The 18,059-nt window shown below is 47.6% G+C and carries 13 protein-coding genes; 5 read left to right on the forward strand and 8 right to left on the reverse strand.

Annotated features, from left to right (window positions below; all coding sequences use genetic code 11):
* Positions 1 to 138: 138 nt before the first annotated feature.
* Together Q0986_RS17590 and Q0986_RS17595 are read right to left on the reverse strand one after the other, a co-directional pair.
* Complete coding sequence (locus tag Q0986_RS17590; RefSeq protein WP_299413507.1) at positions 139 to 1,320, reverse strand: glycosyltransferase family 4 protein; 1,182 nt, start codon at positions 1,318 to 1,320, stop codon at positions 139 to 141.
* A gap of 512 nt (positions 1,321 to 1,832) precedes the next feature.
* Positions 1,833 to 2,495, reverse strand: a complete 663-nt coding sequence (locus Q0986_RS17595) for a hypothetical protein (protein ID WP_299413510.1) — start codon at positions 2,493 to 2,495, stop codon at positions 1,833 to 1,835.
* Between the two features lie 1,630 nt (positions 2,496 to 4,125).
* Between Q0986_RS17595 and Q0986_RS17600 the strand changes: the two genes are divergently transcribed.
* Positions 4,126 to 4,683, forward strand: coding sequence for a hypothetical protein (locus Q0986_RS17600; protein WP_299413513.1), 558 nt, complete (start codon positions 4,126 to 4,128; stop codon positions 4,681 to 4,683).
* 230 nt (positions 4,684 to 4,913) lie between these two features.
* Here Q0986_RS17600 and Q0986_RS17605 read toward each other — a convergent pair whose 3' ends face one another.
* The gene (locus Q0986_RS17605) at positions 4,914 to 5,834 is read right to left on the reverse strand and encodes a DUF4434 domain-containing protein (protein ID WP_299413515.1); all 921 of its coding nucleotides are present in this window, start codon (positions 5,832 to 5,834) and stop codon (positions 4,914 to 4,916) included.
* A gap of 145 nt (positions 5,835 to 5,979) precedes the next feature.
* Here Q0986_RS17605 and Q0986_RS17610 point away from each other — a divergent pair, with 145 nt between their 5' ends.
* Positions 5,980 to 7,362 (forward strand): cytochrome P450, encoded by a 1,383-nt coding sequence (locus Q0986_RS17610; protein ID WP_299413520.1) that lies wholly within the window; start codon positions 5,980 to 5,982, stop codon positions 7,360 to 7,362.
* An 8-nt stretch (positions 7,363 to 7,370) separates the two neighbouring features.
* Here Q0986_RS17610 and purH read toward each other — a convergent pair whose 3' ends face one another.
* Positions 7,371 to 8,945, reverse strand: coding sequence for a bifunctional phosphoribosylaminoimidazolecarboxamide formyltransferase/IMP cyclohydrolase (purH, locus tag Q0986_RS17615; RefSeq protein WP_299413522.1), 1,575 nt, complete (start codon positions 8,943 to 8,945; stop codon positions 7,371 to 7,373).
* Between the two features lie 83 nt (positions 8,946 to 9,028).
* Positions 9,029 to 9,373, reverse strand: coding sequence for a carbon dioxide-concentrating mechanism protein CcmK (locus tag Q0986_RS17620; protein ID WP_299413525.1), 345 nt, complete (start codon positions 9,371 to 9,373; stop codon positions 9,029 to 9,031).
* 241 nt (positions 9,374 to 9,614) lie between these two features.
* Between Q0986_RS17620 and Q0986_RS17625 the strand changes: the two genes are divergently transcribed.
* A complete protein-coding gene (locus Q0986_RS17625) occupies positions 9,615 to 10,334 on the forward strand; it encodes a DUF928 domain-containing protein (RefSeq protein WP_299413528.1) in 720 nt (239 codons plus the stop codon).
* A 319-nt stretch (positions 10,335 to 10,653) separates the two neighbouring features.
* On the forward strand, positions 10,654 to 14,232 hold the full coding sequence (locus Q0986_RS17630) for a diguanylate cyclase (RefSeq protein WP_299413532.1): 3,579 nt from the start codon (positions 10,654 to 10,656) through the stop codon (positions 14,230 to 14,232).
* Here the strand turns inward: Q0986_RS17630 and lpxB are convergent.
* Together lpxB and lpxA are read right to left on the reverse strand one after the other, a co-directional pair.
* A complete protein-coding gene (lpxB, locus tag Q0986_RS17635; RefSeq protein ID WP_299413536.1) occupies positions 14,229 to 15,413 on the reverse strand; it encodes a lipid-A-disaccharide synthase in 1,185 nt (394 codons plus the stop codon). The genes Q0986_RS17630 and lpxB overlap by 4 nt on opposite strands.
* A gap of 6 nt (positions 15,414 to 15,419) precedes the next feature.
* Positions 15,420 to 16,235 (reverse strand): acyl-ACP--UDP-N-acetylglucosamine O-acyltransferase, encoded by an 816-nt coding sequence (gene lpxA, locus Q0986_RS17640; protein WP_299413541.1) that lies wholly within the window; start codon positions 16,233 to 16,235, stop codon positions 15,420 to 15,422.
* A 95-nt stretch (positions 16,236 to 16,330) separates the two neighbouring features.
* Between lpxA and Q0986_RS17645 the strand changes: the two genes are divergently transcribed.
* Positions 16,331 to 17,857, forward strand: coding sequence for a hypothetical protein (locus Q0986_RS17645; protein ID WP_299413545.1), 1,527 nt, complete (start codon positions 16,331 to 16,333; stop codon positions 17,855 to 17,857).
* 19 nt (positions 17,858 to 17,876) lie between these two features.
* On the opposite strand, the gene Q0986_RS17650 is transcribed toward Q0986_RS17645, so the two are convergent.
* The coding region (locus Q0986_RS17650) for a hypothetical protein (RefSeq protein ID WP_299413550.1) at positions 17,877 to 18,059 on the reverse strand (183 nt) is incomplete at its 5' end.

The raw sequence follows: 18,059 nt of genomic DNA on the forward strand, positions 1-18,059 counted from the left end.
TGGAAAACAATTTTATAGAAGTAGATTTACTCTCATCATTAGAACAGAAGTCATTAAACTCAAGATTAGCAATCAAATAGGTTCTTAATAGATTCTTAATAGATTAGCCTCACTCACATTCCCTTGCGTTAACATTTTTTATGCTCTCGTAACAGTTTCTCTAGGTATATCCTCTCTTGAATTAAGGGCTAATAGTGTAGAGTAAACATCTAAGTTTTCAGTAGTAACTTTTTCCCACGTGTAATGTTCTGCGACATGCTTCTTTGCATTTATAGCCATCGATGAAAGTTGTTCAAGATTGCCTAAAGAAAACTGCATTTTCTCAACGCAAGATGATAAATTACCTGCTTGAAAAAGAATTCCTCTATCATTACCTAGTAGTTGTCGATGAGCTAAAATATCGCTAGCCAAGATAGGAACTCCTTCTCGCATAGCCTCTAACATGGCTAACGGCAGACCTTCAAGATCAGATGGCAATGCAAACAAACCTGCTCCTCTGACAATCTCAGCCAGCAACTTTCCTCTTAGCTCACCAGCAAAAACTATATTTTGACTTTGCTCTGCCCTTTGGACTAACTCTCTTTGATAAGAAGATGTGTCACTGACACCACCAACAAGAACTAGCTTCCAGTCGCCCTTTTCATCTAGCTGCTTAAAAGCTTCTATCAAAAGCTCTGGACGTTTTTCAGGAACAAGTCGACCTAAAAAGACAATGTATTTTCCTGATTCCAATCCTAGTGAAGTGCCAAATTTAAAGTCCGGATCTGAGTCTGAATAGCTTGCTGGAGCGTTGGGAATATAAACAGTTTTCCTTTGATAGGTTTGCCAGAAATAAGCTTCTAAGTCTCTCGATACAACTGTAATTTCATCGGCAAAGAGAGCAGCAGATCTTTCGCCTAAACGAATTAGCGTACTAGAAAATTTCCCCCATTTTGCCCGCTGCCAGTCTAATCCTTGACAAGTCACTACGATCTTTGGTTTTTTTACAAAAGGGACTAGTTTTGGCAACCAACAAAACAAGGCAGGTCCTAAGGCATGGAAATGAACAATATTGTATTGCCCTAAGCAGACTGAAACTGAACCTAACAATGAAGAGATAAAAGCATCGATGCCGCGCAACCATAGGCTGGGAAGATTTACAACCTCTACACCTTCATAGTCATATCTTTGAAACCAAGGAAAATTTGTATAGGAAGAACGTGCAAACAACACAACTGAGGTGCCTTGTGCAACCATCCGTGGATAAACCTCTGAGCAGTGATGCTCTATCCCACCCTGTTTCGCAGGCAAACCTTTAGGACCAATAACAGCAACTTTCATTTCGGCTATCCTATTTTGATGATTAAGTACTTGGAGAAAACGGCCTCAAATTGGCGTCGGGGCCGTTTATCAAAGAAATATATGGAACCACTATCAATACTTGATTCTGTCAACTAATTGACATCCACAACAAAAAAAACTTAAGTACTCGCCGAATCTACGCCTTGAAAGCGTCAAAACGTTAGAAACAGGATTTATTTGGTGATAAATGTCTGATTTTGATAGAATTCTGCTAGCATTGGTTAAGGCTCCTTAAATGTAGGTGCTTGGTTAAAAGACAAGAGAGCAGTCTAAGATTGGCGTCGGGGGCTGCTCTCTAAAAAGGTATTCGAGCTATGCTTTCAGTCTTTGAACTCCTTGATTAAGGGCTGGTCTCCTTTCGTGGACAAAGAGTTCATAAATGAATCAGCTGAGCATAGTTTACTGAATCTTTGTCTACCATTTTTTCATTGTTGATAATCTCCTTGGTATAAATTCAAATACTGTCGTTCTGCATGGGCTTGATTGGGAGACTATGCAGATTCAATGAGGAAAGCTTTAACATTAATGGAGCAATACCCTCGATGGCACTTTTTATCTACTGAACTATAGAGGAGGATTTTGCCATTAACAGTATTGCTAATTTGTTTCAATGTATTTGCGAAGCTGAAATAAGCGGCTTCGAAAAGTTTGCATGATTTGATATGTAGCCACGTCACCTCAGAGAAATTCTTGGATAGAAAATGCTCAAAGTTAAAGTGAGCGATTGACAGGCATCTCCATAAAATAGCATGGCCCTTTGTCTGCTCTAGACTTCCATCACGCACTAAAAACACTTTTTGCTCGCGCCGACGACAATAAAATGTAGCTAGAACGTGAAAGGGATTAATTGGAAAGCTTGCATTAAAATTTGAGATTTGAGAGAAAACACTTTTAGGGGTAGTGGGTGTTGTAGGAAGCCTGACATAGCTATCTTTTACGCGAGAAGAGTCTAGAGAAATTTCTTTCCCCTGCTCGACTTTGATAACCTTCTGGCAACCAAAGCAATAATTTGTGGTTGCGGTATTCCTAACTAGCTTAGTATCAACTCCTTGATGTAAATACCCTCTGACATTTTTAGTAATCCTTCTATTGCCAAATATGCTGGCAATAGAAGGATTTATTCGATCAATAGTTACTAATACTAGATTCTGCATTAATAAAGCATACTAACTTAATAGTTTGGCATTCAGGCTAGGGGAAAGGCGAAAATCATAAACTCACTTGTTTAGTAAGGTTATGGAGAGCGCAAACTGAATGATTCAATTCAGGTCATTTGGTTCGAGGGTACGGTGAACTCAAGTCAAAAAACGTAGAACAGCAATTGAACGAATTAGACTGGTTTGTTAGTTTTTCGAATTACTATACCAGCGTATGCTAAAGATTTTAATTTACAAGAAAAATACCGCTTTGTAAAGGACTATTTGTATGTCAGCGCGAACGATCTAGCTACGATATACAGCAATCACCCAAAATCTAAGGTTTTAATATAAGAAGGGACGAATTATATAGGAGTGATAGTTCCCAAGATTAGGTTCGTTTCAATGAGTTCACATTTTTCTGTATTTACTACCAGGAGAGGCTTTTAGGCTACTTTAACTGAATCCTCTAATGCGGTCATCATACACATATCCCAATGTATTATCGAGTAGTCTATGTTACATCTCTGGGGAAAGCCAGGTGAATGAGGCTTGTTTTGATCTCTTACTTGTTTTTTCGGAGAATAAAAAAGAAACTCTTCTGCCCACTGCTTTTGAAGGTTATGACATGTCTAATTCTTCAGGTAAATCGTTGGCAATTTAATTGTCTAGCAGCTGAATTATCTATCAATCTACGAGAGATACTCTAGTGTATACAAGATTTCTGATTAGTATTTCCCCTTTTTAGACACCTAATTCCCTAGTTTTGTATTTTAGTTGAGTTTTTTGTTGAGGATTAGGGTAAGTCTGATAACTGCTTGTGAGAAATCCAGGTTGAGAGTTAAGAGGTATTGACGGAACATGTCACCTTTGCAAACCAATTAAGCCATTGGGCCTCTTGCATGAATCCTTTTCTGCGGTTATTGCCTTTGCCTATTTCGCGATCCATTACGGGTTGCATTAGCCCCCTGGCCCCTCATGACTGGGGGGCCGGGGGGCCAATGTAGGGTTGCTATTCATGCAAGAAGTCTATTGAGAATAAGCACACGGATGTACCAGCACCTGCGGAATATTGCTCTCATTCCACCGAGTTCCTGAGATTTTGACTTTACGACTAATTTGTTGGATAGCAGATTCGACGGCCCTCGCCCCAATGGAGCAGACTTACTCATTCTGGAAATGGTCATAATTGGCGATCCGATGCCGATGTTCACGAATTATAGTCGCCAAAGACCTAGGCTTGCTTTTTCTCGAAGGCTCAAACAGAGCGAGGGTTTCATCAACCTTCTCTTGCAATATAGTGTTGTTTTGCCTTGTAGAGACGTTGGAGGGAATCACCAATTTCCTCATCAAGAGATTGAGCAATTGCATCGAGACGGCTTTTGAGTTGAAGCTCATTGATGAAGAAGATTTTTGAGCAACACTTGATGTCCTCTGCTGAAACAGCTCAATCTGTAAAAGTGACATGCTCCCAGGGATTAAGGCACAATTCCCATATTATTCACTTTTGCATCGTAATCTCAGGAGCAGTAAGTGCTCTAAGGTGGAGGAAATCTATATGTCACGAGCTAACTTTTCATGGCCACTACTTTCTATCCTTGTAGGTGTTTTGGCGAGTTTGCCTGCTGGTGCAAATGTGTCTTCAGTGATGTCTGCTTCCAATAGTATTGATGTCCGTATTGCCCAGGCTGATGAGGCCGAAGCTGGAGCAGAGGATGAAGAGTTGCCACCAGGAGTGATGGAAGTTCTCTGTAAAAATTTCCCACTCAATTCTCGTTGTGCTGGAACTAACCAGACGGAGGCTGCTCCAGAGGATTCAAATCCTGAGGGAGCTGTTGATACTCCTGAGGCAGGGGCCGTTGATACTCCCGAGGGCACAATGACACCGGATAGTCCTGATGCTATGGAAGTTCCTTCTGAAGGAGGCGCTGAACAACCTGGTGGAACCATAGAGCCTTCTGGTGAAGGAATGACACCGGATAGTCCTGATGCTATGGAAGCCCCTCCTGAAGGAGGTGCTGAACAACCTGGCGGAACCATAGAGCCTTCTGGTGAAGGAATGACACCGGATAGTCCTGATGCCGTGGAAGTCCCTTCAGAAGGGGGCGCTGAACAACCTGGTGGAACTATGGAGCCTTCTGGTGAAGGAATGACACCAGATAGTCCTGATGGTTCTACTGCACCTGATATGGCGCCTTCCAATTAGTGAAGTGGATTAAAACCATAAAAGCATAAAGGTTAAATAGGGGGCTGTTGGCTTATTGAACAGTCCCCTAATTTTTGTTAGTGCGGATTAGATTAAGCTGACGTGCTTTGATACGCTTCTCGTCTAACAAAGCCAAAATGCCAAGCAATGCTTTGCGATCACAAAAAGTTCGCCATCAACCATCGGTCGCCTATCTCCCTTCGAACTTGTTCTACCTTAAGCTTCGAAAACTAGCTTAATTCACCTGTCCGATGTAAATGGTCGCAATAGCGATTGAAGAGATTTTTTGCCGCTGGCCAGCAAGAGTTAGGGCTCATAAAATGGGAAAACTCAAAGGTAATCAGCTTTTCCACCCCCGATTGCTCTGCCGCCTGCATTTTCCACCACAGCTTTCGCCAGTCTAAAGGCGGAAAATCAAAGGGAACATCTCGATCAAAGCTTTCTAAATTAGACCAAGCCTGCATCCCATGTTTAGCAATGAGTTCTCGGTTAGCCCGCAGGAAATCGGGCAAGTCATCATAATCCACCTGGCCGTCTTGGAAGGCGACAATATCAACAGCGCCTGCCAACACCCCTAGAATTTCATTCCAGTCTTGACAATGCTGATCCAAGGAAATCGGATCATCGACTAATTTGCGGCCATGCAAATAGGGGGAAATCATATTCGGTAGATGCGGGGAGAGCCCTTTGCAGTGGGCACCCAATTGCCTTAAACACTCAACCCGGTGTTTCTCCATTTTGCCCAGCTCAAAGGTGAGATACCAGCCCTTAAAGGCGGACCGATGCCCATATTTCTGCCAGACTTCATCGATAAAGTCTTTACCCAACTGCACCTCTTGATCTAAGGTGCGTTCCCGAGACGGTCGAGTGGCTGAATCATAGGTGCCGAAGAAAAAGGCCATCTCATTCTCTTCGGCTAGGTCTAGAAACAGCTCTACTAGATCTTCATAGACTGGAAAAATATCAGCCTGCTCCAAGAGCACTTGTGAAGGGCAGACGGCAATTCGTCCCACTCCCGCCCGAATCATAATCACCGTATCGATACCGATGGATTTCATAATTCGGAAATCTTCGGCCCATTCGGCTCTTCCCCAATTATTGGATGGAATATCGTGGGTAATCTCATCCAAAAAAGTGCCGGAAATTTTCATGGTGGTGACTGGTGTCTGATCAACCCCATTACTATACGTTCAGATGTCGCCAATAGCTGTCCCATCGACTTGCCGAAGTCAAATTTTTCAGCATTACTTAAAATGATCGTAGCTATCAGTCCAGTACCGCTAAATTACCAACACGATGCAGGCGATACCCACTCCAAAAACCCCTAAGTTCTGGCAAGCCACTCAGTGGATTCTGGATCCCCTCAGCTACATGAACGCTAACTTCAGCCGCTTTGGAGATCTGTTTCAGGCCCAAGTTCCATCGGGAAGTGGTGAGCCTTGGGTTTTAATCAACAATCCGAAGGCGTTGCAGTATATTTTGACTCACGATACAGGGAAAGAATTTACGGCCCCAGGAGAGGTGAATTCTATACTGGCACAGGTGATGGGGTGGCAGAATCTCATCTTGCTCAGTGGTCAACAACATCAGCGTCGCCGACGGTTAGTGATGCCCCCCTTTCATGGTGAACGTCTCAATGTTTATGGCCAAGTTATTCGCCAGATTACCTTAGACTTACTCCAGCAGTGGCCCATGGAAGCCTCCTTGGACATTCGCGATTTAATGCAGAAAATTACCATGCGCGTCATTCTCCAAGTTGTGTTTGGCATGCATGAAGGCGAACGCTATTTGCAAATTGAGCACTTGCTTCATTCGCGACTCAGCATCACGGCTTCCCCAATCACGTCGGCCATTATATTTTTACCGTGGTTACAACAAGACTTTGGTTCTTGGAGTCCAGGTCATCGTTTTTTGGAATTTGCAGTCCAAACTGACCAGCTCCTATTTAGTGAAATTCAGGAAAGAAGAGCTAATCTTGACCCAAATCGTACAGATATTCTCTCGTTACTCCTAGCGGCGACGGACGAAGAAGAAAAGGGCCTGACGGATCAAGATTTACGGGATGAGCTGATGGCCCTGTTAGCCGCAGGACATGACACGACTGCAACCGCCTTAGCTTGGGCGATGTATTGGATTCACGCATTGCCAGACGTTAAGGAAAAGCTGATGGCTGAGCTGGACACCGTAACGAATCCACAGAATTCGGCTGAGTTCTTACGACTTTCTTACCTTGCTGCCGTTTGCAGTGAAACGTTGCGTATCCATCCGATTGCCATGGTGACCTTCCCTCGTCGGGTTAAAGTTCCGATGGAATTGGGTGGATACCCGTTAGAACCAGGGACGTTGGTGGTCGGTAGTATCCACAGCTTGCACCAGCGGGAGGATCTCTTTCCCAATCCCCAACAGTTCTGTCCAGAACGCTTTCTACAAAACCAGTTCTCCCCATACGAATATATGCCTTTCGGCGGTGGTGTGCGCTGTTGTGTGGGGGCTGCGTTAGCTCAATACGAACTCAAAATTGTTCTCGGGACGATGTTGACGCAGTTTAGTTTTGGCTTACTGAACCGAAAGACGGTCCAACCGGGGCGACGAGGCATTACATCAGGCCCGATAACGCCGATCCAGATCCAAAAACAAGGGGCGCGATCTCAACCTAAAACCTCCCTGCAAACCGCCTGATGATGACGTTAATGAAGAAAGTGGCGAGTGCCCGTTAAGGCCATTATTATTCCCAACTCATCGGCAGCTTGAATAGAGTCCTTGTCTCGAATACTGCCACCGGGTTGGATGATAGCCGTTATTCCGGCAGCGGCGGCTGTTCGTACTGAATCATCAAAGGGGAAGAAACCATCACTAGCTAAGGTCCCGCCTTGGGCCTGGTCTCCGGCTTGCTGCAACGCAATATTAACCGAGCCTACTCGGTTCATTTGGCCTGCGCCAACGCCCAACGTGGTGTGATCTTTGGTGACGACAATGGCATTGGATTTGACATGTTTGACTACTTTCCAGGCAAACAGAAGTTCTGCTAACTGAGCTTCAGTGGGTTTTGCTTGGGTAACAATCTGCCAATCTGCGGGGGGAGTTAAGGTTTCATCGGCGGCTTGAGCGAGCCAACCGCCTGCGATCGCTTTTACCGTAACCGCAGGACCACTGACTAAATCCGGCAGCACCAACACCCGTAAATTAGACTTGGCCTGGAGAACAGCCGCTGCCTCAGGCTGGCACTCAGGGGCCACAATACATTCTAAAAAGGTTTTGGTGAGCACCTGAGCCGTATCGGTATCAATAGGACGATTCATGGCAACGATACCGCCAAAGGCGGAGACGGAATCGGCGGCTAGGGCTTTCTCATAGGCTTGCAGCAAGGTGTCGCCTTGGGCAACACCACAAGGGTTGTTGTGCTTAAGAATCGCTACCGTAGGTTGGGTTTCGGCCTGGGCGAATTCGGCGATAATGCGTCGAGCCGCTTCTAAATCCACCAGGTTGTTATAGCTAAGTTCTTTACCCTGGAGTTGCTGAGCAGCCGCCCATCCTGAAGGCGTATCGCTATCTTGATACCAAATAGCATCTTGGTGGGGATTTTCACCATAACGCAGGGTTTGTTTAGCTGTACCTGAGATGGAGAGATGGGTTTGGGGATCGGAAGAGGCAATGGATTGGCGAAGGTGGGTTGCGATCGCACTATCATAACTCGCCATTCGCTCAAATACCTTCAGGGCACAAGCTTGTCGGAAAGATAGAGACGTCTCTCCTTCACCCTGTTTCAGCTCCTGTAAATAGGTGCCATACTGCTGAGGGTCACATAACACCGTCACATGAGCATGATTTTTGGCGGCGGCCCGAATCATCGTCGGCCCACCGATATCAATTTGTTCCACTGCATCCGCCAGGGCTTGATGGGGATCAGCGATGCCTTGAGCCTTTTGTTGGGCAATCGTTTCCTCAAAGGGATAGAGATTGACCACCACTAAGTCAATCCCTTGAATATCGTTATCCGACAGATCCTGGGCATCTGACGCTAAACTCCGACGGGCCAGAATACCACCATGAATCCGAGGATGGAGGGTTTTGACGCGCCCCCCTAAAATTTCCGGTGATCCGGTATAGTCTGACACCTTGGTCACTGGCAATCCAGCTTGTTCCAGCGTTGCCCCTGTGCCGCCACTGCTGATCAGGGTAAAACCATAGACCTTGATCAGCTGCTGGGCTAACTCAACCAGACCCGTTTTATCCGATGTACTTAAGAGCGCTAAACGTGCCATTGCCAAATTCCGAAAAAATTATACCGACAGCCCACCCAAAGGATGGCTGCAATCAACCTATTTAGTCGTCAGACAAGCTGAAGCTATTTCCCTGCATTCGCTTGCAGACGATAGTCTTCCACTTCGGGGGGGTAACCAATGGGTAAAACGCGCTCCACATTGGGATGAGGACGGGGGATAATCACCCAGGTGTGTAGCGTCGCCCCATAGGTCTTTTCTACTACGGCAATCCCAGCTTCCATGGCTCGCTTCACCTCAGACACATCGCCTCTAAAGCAAATGGCAAATCGAGCACTTCCTCCCTTGATATAGCTGACCAAAGTCACTCGGCCTGCCTTGATCATGGCATCGGCAATCGATAGGTTGCCGGGTAGTCCCGATGTTTCTAGTGCTCCTACGGCCTGCTGCGAAGCAACTCCATTGGCCATTGCTCTTCCTCCTCAATCGTTTCCAACCCAACTTTGAACTAACCCGATGCAGAGATCATTATCTTGATGCCTTTCCCAGGATGATGGACAGCCTTCTTTACATATTGTCAGGGTTGAATCGCTGATTCAAAGGGCTGAAACCCAAAATATCGCTGGTCACAACGGATGAGTGAACTGGAACACAGCGTATCAGAATTCAGTCCCCTAAAATAGTAGAAGGGTTTAAAGAAGTGCAGGCTGTATGTCTAAAAAGTCGTCCCATCGCCTACCGTTGATTGTGAAGAGTTTTGCGATCGCATCCATGATCGGACTGTGCTTACCAGCATTGCCCAGCGATGCCCGCTTTAATCCAGGAGGGACCGTAGGTAAACCTGGCAATCGCCGAGGTCTAGCGACCCGAGGCGGCGGCTGTAAGGTCAGTGGGGAACCTACACTCACGGCATTAGTTCCCAAGAATAATATGGGATTATCCGCCTCAGCCACCCCGACGCTACACTGGTTTATCCCTCAAAACACCTATAAATTCATGACCTTCTCGCTATACGTCATGGATGCAGAAGATAACCCTCAAGACCTCATTTACACGTCCAGGTTAGAGGTATCGGGTCAGCCAGAATTAGCCAGTGTCACCATTCCTGAACAGGACACGGCTGCTTTAGAGCCTGGTGTGAACTATCGATGGGTGGTTAAGCTCCATTGTTCTGAAACAAGTCGGCGAGGCTTATCGGCAATGGGCTGGCTGAATTATATTCCCCCTAGTCCAGAGGTGATGAATCAGTTGGCTAGCGCCCCACCTGAAGATCAATACAATATCTATGCAGAAGCAGGGTACTGGTATGATGCCGTGCGAGAGCTGGTCGCGCAAAAGCGAATCAATCCCCAAAGCCCAACCGTCAAGCAAGCTTGGAAAGCGCTGATGGAATCGGAGCATGTGCAGCTCAGTCAGCTTGCGACTCAATAATTCTTCTCCCTCAATCAAATTAGGGATGAGTACTCTATCAAGGTTGCATCGATCGAGTTTATAGTCCGCGGCCTACAAGGGTACACTAGGTCTGGTGGGGTTTTCAAACGATTGGGAATGATCCAGTCTCAGGGAATAGTGGGCAACCTTAACTTTATTTTGGTAATGCTATTACGCTAGAGCATGGCAATTCCTTAACTCTGAGGGTGGCAGAGCATTAAGGAATGTTGGTTCTCAATGGTATCTGCAGTGGACACGCTCGTCTATGCTTAGCGGTCCAGATTTAAGTCTTTACGTTGTGGTTGCAGAGTAAATCAGGTTGGCGGCAATTCAGAAAATTTGGAGTCAGTTAACAACCCTTCCCCAGCAAATGTCCTCGGGGATAAAATCATTTATCCATTATCTAGAAACCTCTGCCCTACCCTTGCCCGAGGTTACGCAATCCCTGATGACGGGCAGTCAGATCTTACTGGCCTACCAGAAACTCACCGATCTGGATTCCCGGCTGTTATCTCTTTCCGAACGTCTGCAACAGTCGGTTGAAATTCTGAGCGAGACCTTAGGGTTTGCCATTGTTGTGCTGGATCTCTATGACGCCAAACAGCACAGCCTTCAATTTCAAGCTGGAACGATCTGCTTGCTCCCTGAGGGCGGGATAACCTCTCAGCCCGTCGATCCACTGTCCGAGCAGGCCCTCCGAGCGCTAACCCCCATTGCCCAGACGGACGAGCAAGGGGTTACGACCCAGACCAACTTAGCGCCCTATCTATCCACATCAGTCTCTGTCCAGACGATTATTCAACTGCCCTTAGTGGCGGGTTCTACCGTCGTGGGTATTTTGAGCTTGGCCAGTTCTGAGCTGTTCCCTGCACCAGACAGCCTGTGCCCCTGGCTGAAAAACTTAGCCAGCTACCTAGCCTGGTTCATTCAAGCTGAACAAGGCGCAGATCATCTGGCCCAAGCTGAATCCCGATTGACCTTAGCAGCGACCAGTGTTGAAGGGTGCTTTTATGATTGGGATCTGCCCGCTAACCGCATTATTCAGTTTGCCAATGGGACGGGTTCAGCAGCGCGACCGACTCAAGAATTGACCCATACAGCTTGGATCAATCAGATTCATGCCGATGATCGCCCTATCTTTGAATCTCTGATCGCAACAGAGTTTGAAGGGCAAGAGCAGTTTGAAATCGAATATCGCCTACAGGTCGATGATCAAATTGTGATCTGCGATCGCGGACTGATCCAACGGGATCTGCAAGGACGCCCGACTCGGGTGGTGGGTACCCTCCTCGATATATCCAAGCGGAAACAGGCAGACATCACGCATCAGCAGCAATTGTCCCAATATCAGAGCTTTCTGTCTGAGATTCAGGTTGTGGTGTTCCAAACTGATCAAACCGGGAATTGGACCTATCTCAATCCGGCTTGGGCTGCGCTCACGAAGTACTCAGTGGAGGACAGCCTGGGACACCCGATGTGGGAGTTTGTGCATCCGGATGATCGCCGAGGGCTTCAAGAAGCCTTTCAAAGCCTGGTTGATCGAACCAAAACAGGCTATCACCATGAACTGAGATATTTAAGCAAGCAAGGAGGCTGCTGTTGGCTAGAGATACATAGCCAAGTCCTCCAGGCTGAAGATGGGAGCTGTGTCGGCACTGCCGGAACCTTAGTGGATGTCACTGAACGGAAGCAAGCTGAACAGGAACTCTTACACGATGCCTTACATGATGGCTTAACGGATCTCCCCAATCGCATTCTGTTTACGGACCGACTACAGCAGGCCTGTCGCTCTTTTCAACGTCATCCAGAGGAGATTTTTGCCGTCCTATTTCTCGATCTGGATCGCTTTAAAATCATTAACGATACTCTCGGCCATTTAGTGGGGGATCAGCTTTTGATGGCTGTGGCCCATCGTCTCCAAGCCTGTCTCCGTCCTGAAGATACCGTGGCTCGTTTAGGAGGAGATGAGTTTACGGTTTTGCTACCCAATATTGAGCGGGTAGAGGATGCGATACATATTAGCGATCGCATTCTCCAGACCCTGAGTGCGTCCTTTACCCTCGACAATACCGAAGTCTTCATTTCGACCAGTATTGGCATTGCCATGAGTGGCAGTCTTAACCACCAACCTGAAGACTTGATCCGCCATGCTGACATTGCCCTATATCGAGCCAAGGCCTCGGGTAAAGGGTGTTATGCGGTCTTCACGCCAGAGCTGCCCATGCAACCGTTGGCTCAGGTGCAAAAGGCAACCGAGTTGCGCCAGGCCCTAGAAGATGAAGAATTTCGTCTATACTGCCAACCCTTTTTATCGCTCGAGACCAGCGAAGTGGGGGGATTTACCCTGCAGATGTATTGGCAACACCCCACCAAAGGACTACTCCCTCCCGTTGAGTTTATTCACGGCGTGACAGAGTCCGGCTTGCAAGCCTCAATGAGCTGGTGGTTACTACGTAAAGCCTGTCAGCAGCTCCATCAATGGCAGCGAATTCCCAGCCAAAAACCTCTATTTATTTGGGTTCCAGCGTCTGAACCACAGTTGGCTTCATCCAAGTTTCAGGCCAAATTTGAGCGGATGTTAGCCAAGGATCAGATTAATCCAGAACACTTAATCTTGGAATTGCCAGATTCCCTGTGGCCCCAACCGTCCGAACAGGTGCTGGCGAATTTAAAAGCGGTGCGATCTCAAGGGGTTCACTTCGCTCGTATCCAAACGAATCAAGACTATGACTGGTTATCCACAGACCTGCCATTGCCCATAGAATGGATAAAACTGTCTTCATCGCTACTAGATAACTTGAATCAACAAGGCTATTTAGACGCGATTCGCCCGATATTCACGCTGGCAAAGCGTTCGGGAATTCGTATGCTGGCTGACCACCTTCAGACGCCTAAACAGCATATGTTAATGAGCGCGTTGAAATGCGATTATGGACAAGGTCCTCATATTGCTGCTGCTCTCCCGGCCCAGGCCGCTGATCCTTGGCTAGAACCCTCATTCTCCCAACCTCTTGACAATATGGCTCCATCCTCCATGTCACTTTTGATTATCTTTAGTCCGATTGGTCAGTCTCAAGTTCCCTTAGTGGGCAAGCGAACCTGGACCATTGGTCGAAGTCCTGATAACTCGATTGTGCTCCCTGATCGGTGGGCCTCTCGCAATCATGCCCAACTTCGGGCAACGGAAACTGGCGAGTTTTATCTGATTGACTTGGGAAGCGGCAATGGTTCTGTGGTCAATGGTGAACGCGTCACCATGCCAGTGGCGCTGAAGGACGGGGACCTGATCACCATCGGTCACTCCCAACTGGAATTTCATCATCGTGTGAGCGAATCGGCTTTGAGTGCCATCGAAACAGCCCCCAAAAATGTGTTGATGGTGCAGTCTTCGCACCTGCAAGGACAGGTTTGGAAAGAAGCATTGAGTTCTCAAGGGATTTCACTGACTTGGCTCAATGAAAATATTGATTTGGCTCAATATCTGACTCAATCCATGAGGTCGGGACAAGGAATACCCGATCTATTGCTGTTAGATATGACGATCCTGAAACCCAACCCCTACAGTTTCTGTCGATGGTGCCATAATCTTCACCCCACGCTCAACATTATTCTTACCAGTGGGACCCGGACCTTTGTCCCCGCATCTGAGCGAAAATGGGCCACCCACCAGGGCGCTTCAGAACTGATTGCAGCCTTTGATGAAGATAGTATCTTCTCAAATTTGATTGATGTGATGGCCAAGGTCAGGATTGTGCTGGCGACGCTCAATTGGCGTCCCATTGAGCAAGGCCCTTTATCTGCAGCACTCTTAGCCATAAAACCCAATCTGAGTACGGCTACGTTTGCGAGTCGGCAAACGATTATTGGTGAACTCCCTACGGATCTCAATCCTAACTAAGGATTAGTGGGGTATCCCCGTTCTAGAACATCCAGAATTGCCTGTGCCGTTTGCTGCAGCACACCTGGGCAACCCAGTTGCGATCGCACCTTTTGATATCCCACTCTGATCTTGTGTCTTGCGACCTCATCCTCTAGAAGTTGGCAGGCCAAAATGGCGATCTTCTCCGGTGTCGCCTCTTGCTGCAATAATTCCGGCACCACCGCCTGACCCGCGACCAGATTAACGGGAGAGATAAAATCAACCTTGAAGCTTAAGAGGTGTTGGTACAGCCAAGCACTGATAGGACCCACCCGATAAATCACCACTTGGGGAATATTGAGCAGAGCTGCTTCCAAATTAGCTGTTCCAGATTTCGTAATTACCATATCGGCTGCTGCTATCACGGCTTGAGAATCGGGCGTGATCGAAATCGGCAGCCCTGTATTCTGGATAGCTCTTGTGACATCGGAGCGATAGGCCGGTAAGGCTAAAGGCATCCAAAACTGAATATCTGGAATGTTCTGGGAGATGATTTGAGCTGCTTCGAGCATGACGGGTAACAAATGCTCCAGTTCTTGTGACCGAGAAGCAGGCATCAGGCCAACCATAGGCTGTCGGGCGTCAATGCCTAATTGTTGGCGGGCTTGCTCACGGGTCGGGAACTGGGGCAGCTGATCCACTAGGGGATGTCCCACCCACTGCAGATTGGCCCCCATCGTCTGGTAATAGGTGGCTTCTTGGGGAAAGATCGCCAGCATTTTGTCGCTGAGATCGACCACTTGTCGGGTTACCCCTAACCCCTGAGACCAGACCCATTCGGGTGGGGCAATATAGTAGACCACAGGCATCTGGAACATTTGCTTCAGACGTTTGCCCAGGCGAAGGTTGGGGCCAATGTAATCGATTAAAACCGTAAGGTCAGGAGGCGTCTGTTTTAACTGGTCCATCACCTGCCTTTGCATTTTGAGCGTGGGCCAGACAAAGGGCAAGGCATTGATGGGGCCAATGGCGCCAATCTGGCTCGTATCACCCAGGAGCTGTACGCCTGCGGCGGCCATCTTTGGCCCCCCAAGAGCCAGAATGTCCAGGGAATATCCCCGCGATTGCGCTTCCGCATAAAGAGCCGGTACGAGTAAACTCCCCTGCAAATCGCCAGAGACTTCTCCTGTGCTAATTAAAATTCGGTAGGACCGCCCCATAGTGGATTAGACCGCAGACCAGCGCTGCCGTCCAGGCGTTAAGCCGCGTCTGCTTTGCGCTGCTCGCATAAATTGGCACAAATGTTGAACCAGCGGATGATCCGAGAGTGACTCGACTTGGGCAAGGGCTTCTTCTAGTTTTAAACCCGACCGATAGAGATACCGAAAAGTTTGCTTGAGAATTGATCTCATCTCCCCCTGCAAGAGATCATAGATGCCATAACGTCGTAACCCAACTTGATTTAAGGCTCTGACCTGGGCGGGATTACCCTCGACCAGCATCAAAGGCGGGACATCACGGATAATCCGGCTCATCCCCCCAATCATGGCCAGCTGTCCAATATGGACAAATTGATGGATCCCCAGAACACCACTAATATTGGCTTGGGATTCCACCTGGACATGGCCGCTGAGGGCGACGGCGTTGGCCATCACCACTTGATCTGCAATTTGGCAGTTATGGCCGATATGGACATTTGCCATCAGCAGATTATCGCTACCAATGCAGGTAAATTGTTGGTCCCCGCTGGCTCGGTGAATGGTGACATATTCGCGAATCTGGTTGCGATCGCAAATCTTCACCCCACTCGGCTCCCCACGATAATTCCGATCTTGGGGTTCCATGCCAATGACCACACCTGGAAAAATATGATTATCGGCCCCAATCTCAGCCCAGCCTTCAATTACAGCATGATGCCCCACCCGTGTTCGAGGGCCAAGAGTCACCTGTTGACCGATCACCACATAGGCCCCAATGTGGACCGTTTTATGTAAATTTGCACCTGGATGAATCACAGCAGTGGGATGAATCAAGTCGGTCATTCAGGGTCGGCGTTTTACAATGACTATCTGAGGGTAGCATTTTAGATAGATGGCCAGAACTCCTTATTTCCCGATTGTATTGAGCTTAGAAATTAATGCGGAACAGCTTTTTTGACGATTCCCTGGACAAAGCCTCGATCAAACAACGCATCCGCGAATTAAAGCAGGCCACCGTTGGCTTCTATAGTATTGGTCTTTATCCTGGATCCCTAGCCTACAATGCCGTCATGCAAGCGGGGGGGACTCCATTAATTTTGGCCCCCCGACCGGGCCGAGATCTCATGGGGGCCTTCTCAGAAGACGCTAAAAGCGGGATGGATCCAGATCATGTAGTGAATTTACATCGTATGGCTCGCCACACGGAAGGCCATGCCTCGGTGACAAATACCCTAGAGTATCTGATTCAGAACTGTGATTTGGTGGTTCTGAGTGCCAACAGTAACTATATCGAACAGGATTTAGAAGAAGCCTGTACCCTTCGGCGAGATCTGGGCCGCACCAATGTCGTATTAGCTTGTTTGGCAGGGTCCTTTAGCCATGACAAGATAACCAATACCTCCTACGTTCTTTGTGAAAAAAATCCGAACCTGGCTTTTTTCTCAGGGTTTCATCGGGATGGGGCCTTAAGAGATCCCGTGGATAGCTTCACGGCTAATTTTTGTCATCCTAATGCCCTAACGGCCTTGATTGGTGCCTTTCTTCTAGATGGTATCTCTTTGAATATTCAAGTGTCGCCCGGTGTCCATAATGTCGAAGCCCAATATATCAAAGCAGCCAAAAACATGGCCTCGATCTTTGCGGGGTTTGGCTATAAGTTTCACTGGGATAACACGGGCATTTTGCCAACCCTCCTGACTCTGCTATTAGATCAATGCTTGGATCAAGCGGCAACGGTTTCCATGTATCGCCGCGATCGGCAGAAGCTTTACACTCAACAACCGATTGATTTAACGGAATTAGGGTACGGTGTGCCCATGATTGAAGCCACCCTGAATCAAGGAGGAGATAAAGAAAAAGTTCGTGACCATACCTTTTCACAATTAACCGCGATGGTGGCTGATGTACGAGGGAGTATGACCAGCCCTACCACTGGCAAACCGACCCGCAACTTCCGAGCCGGACAAGTATTGGCCCAATCCATGAAAGAACATGGACGCTGCCCCTACAGTATCGAAGAATTTGAACAGTGGTGCGAAGAAGCAGGACTGAAGAAAGGGGGCTTAGAGGGCGTCAAAGCACTGCGCTATTGGCCCCAGATTACGACTAAGTACAAAATTCAAGTCCATGATGCTTCGATGATTAATCTCCTGCATATGGTGATCTGCGGGGATGGCAAAGAGCAAGATTTTGCCTTTCAAGTGATGACCAAAAGTCGTGAGCTGTCTAACTATTGCCAAGAATCGGTTCGACCGCCCTATAGCCGCAAATATGCCGGTATTCTCAACAATCTGGATAAGCCTGAATCTTTAGAGCAGCTAGCTAATGCCATCATTGCCGATAACGCCCGCAAAGCCTTAGAATTTCAGGACCTTGAACTAGAAGAAACCACGGCACAGGCTGATGATCCGGCCTATCTACAAGCCATGGATAGTATTGAACAGAATATGGATACGACTGAATAAGTCAATGGCTTCAGGGGGCTTAACGCTGATCCAGCGTACTATCGCTGCTGTGAATCTGAACAGGTCTGCTGGCGTTTAAGCGCATAGACTGCCACTCATATCGGTAACTTGCGGTTCGCCCATTTTCATGTTGGGTCATGAGATTGCGGTCCAAGACAGGCATAAGCCCCAACGAAACATTGAAGTGACACAGTAGATGCAC

The organism is Acaryochloris sp. IP29b_bin.148, assembly GCF_028285565.1.
GTDB lineage: Bacteria > Cyanobacteriota > Cyanobacteriia > Thermosynechococcales > Thermosynechococcaceae > Acaryochloris.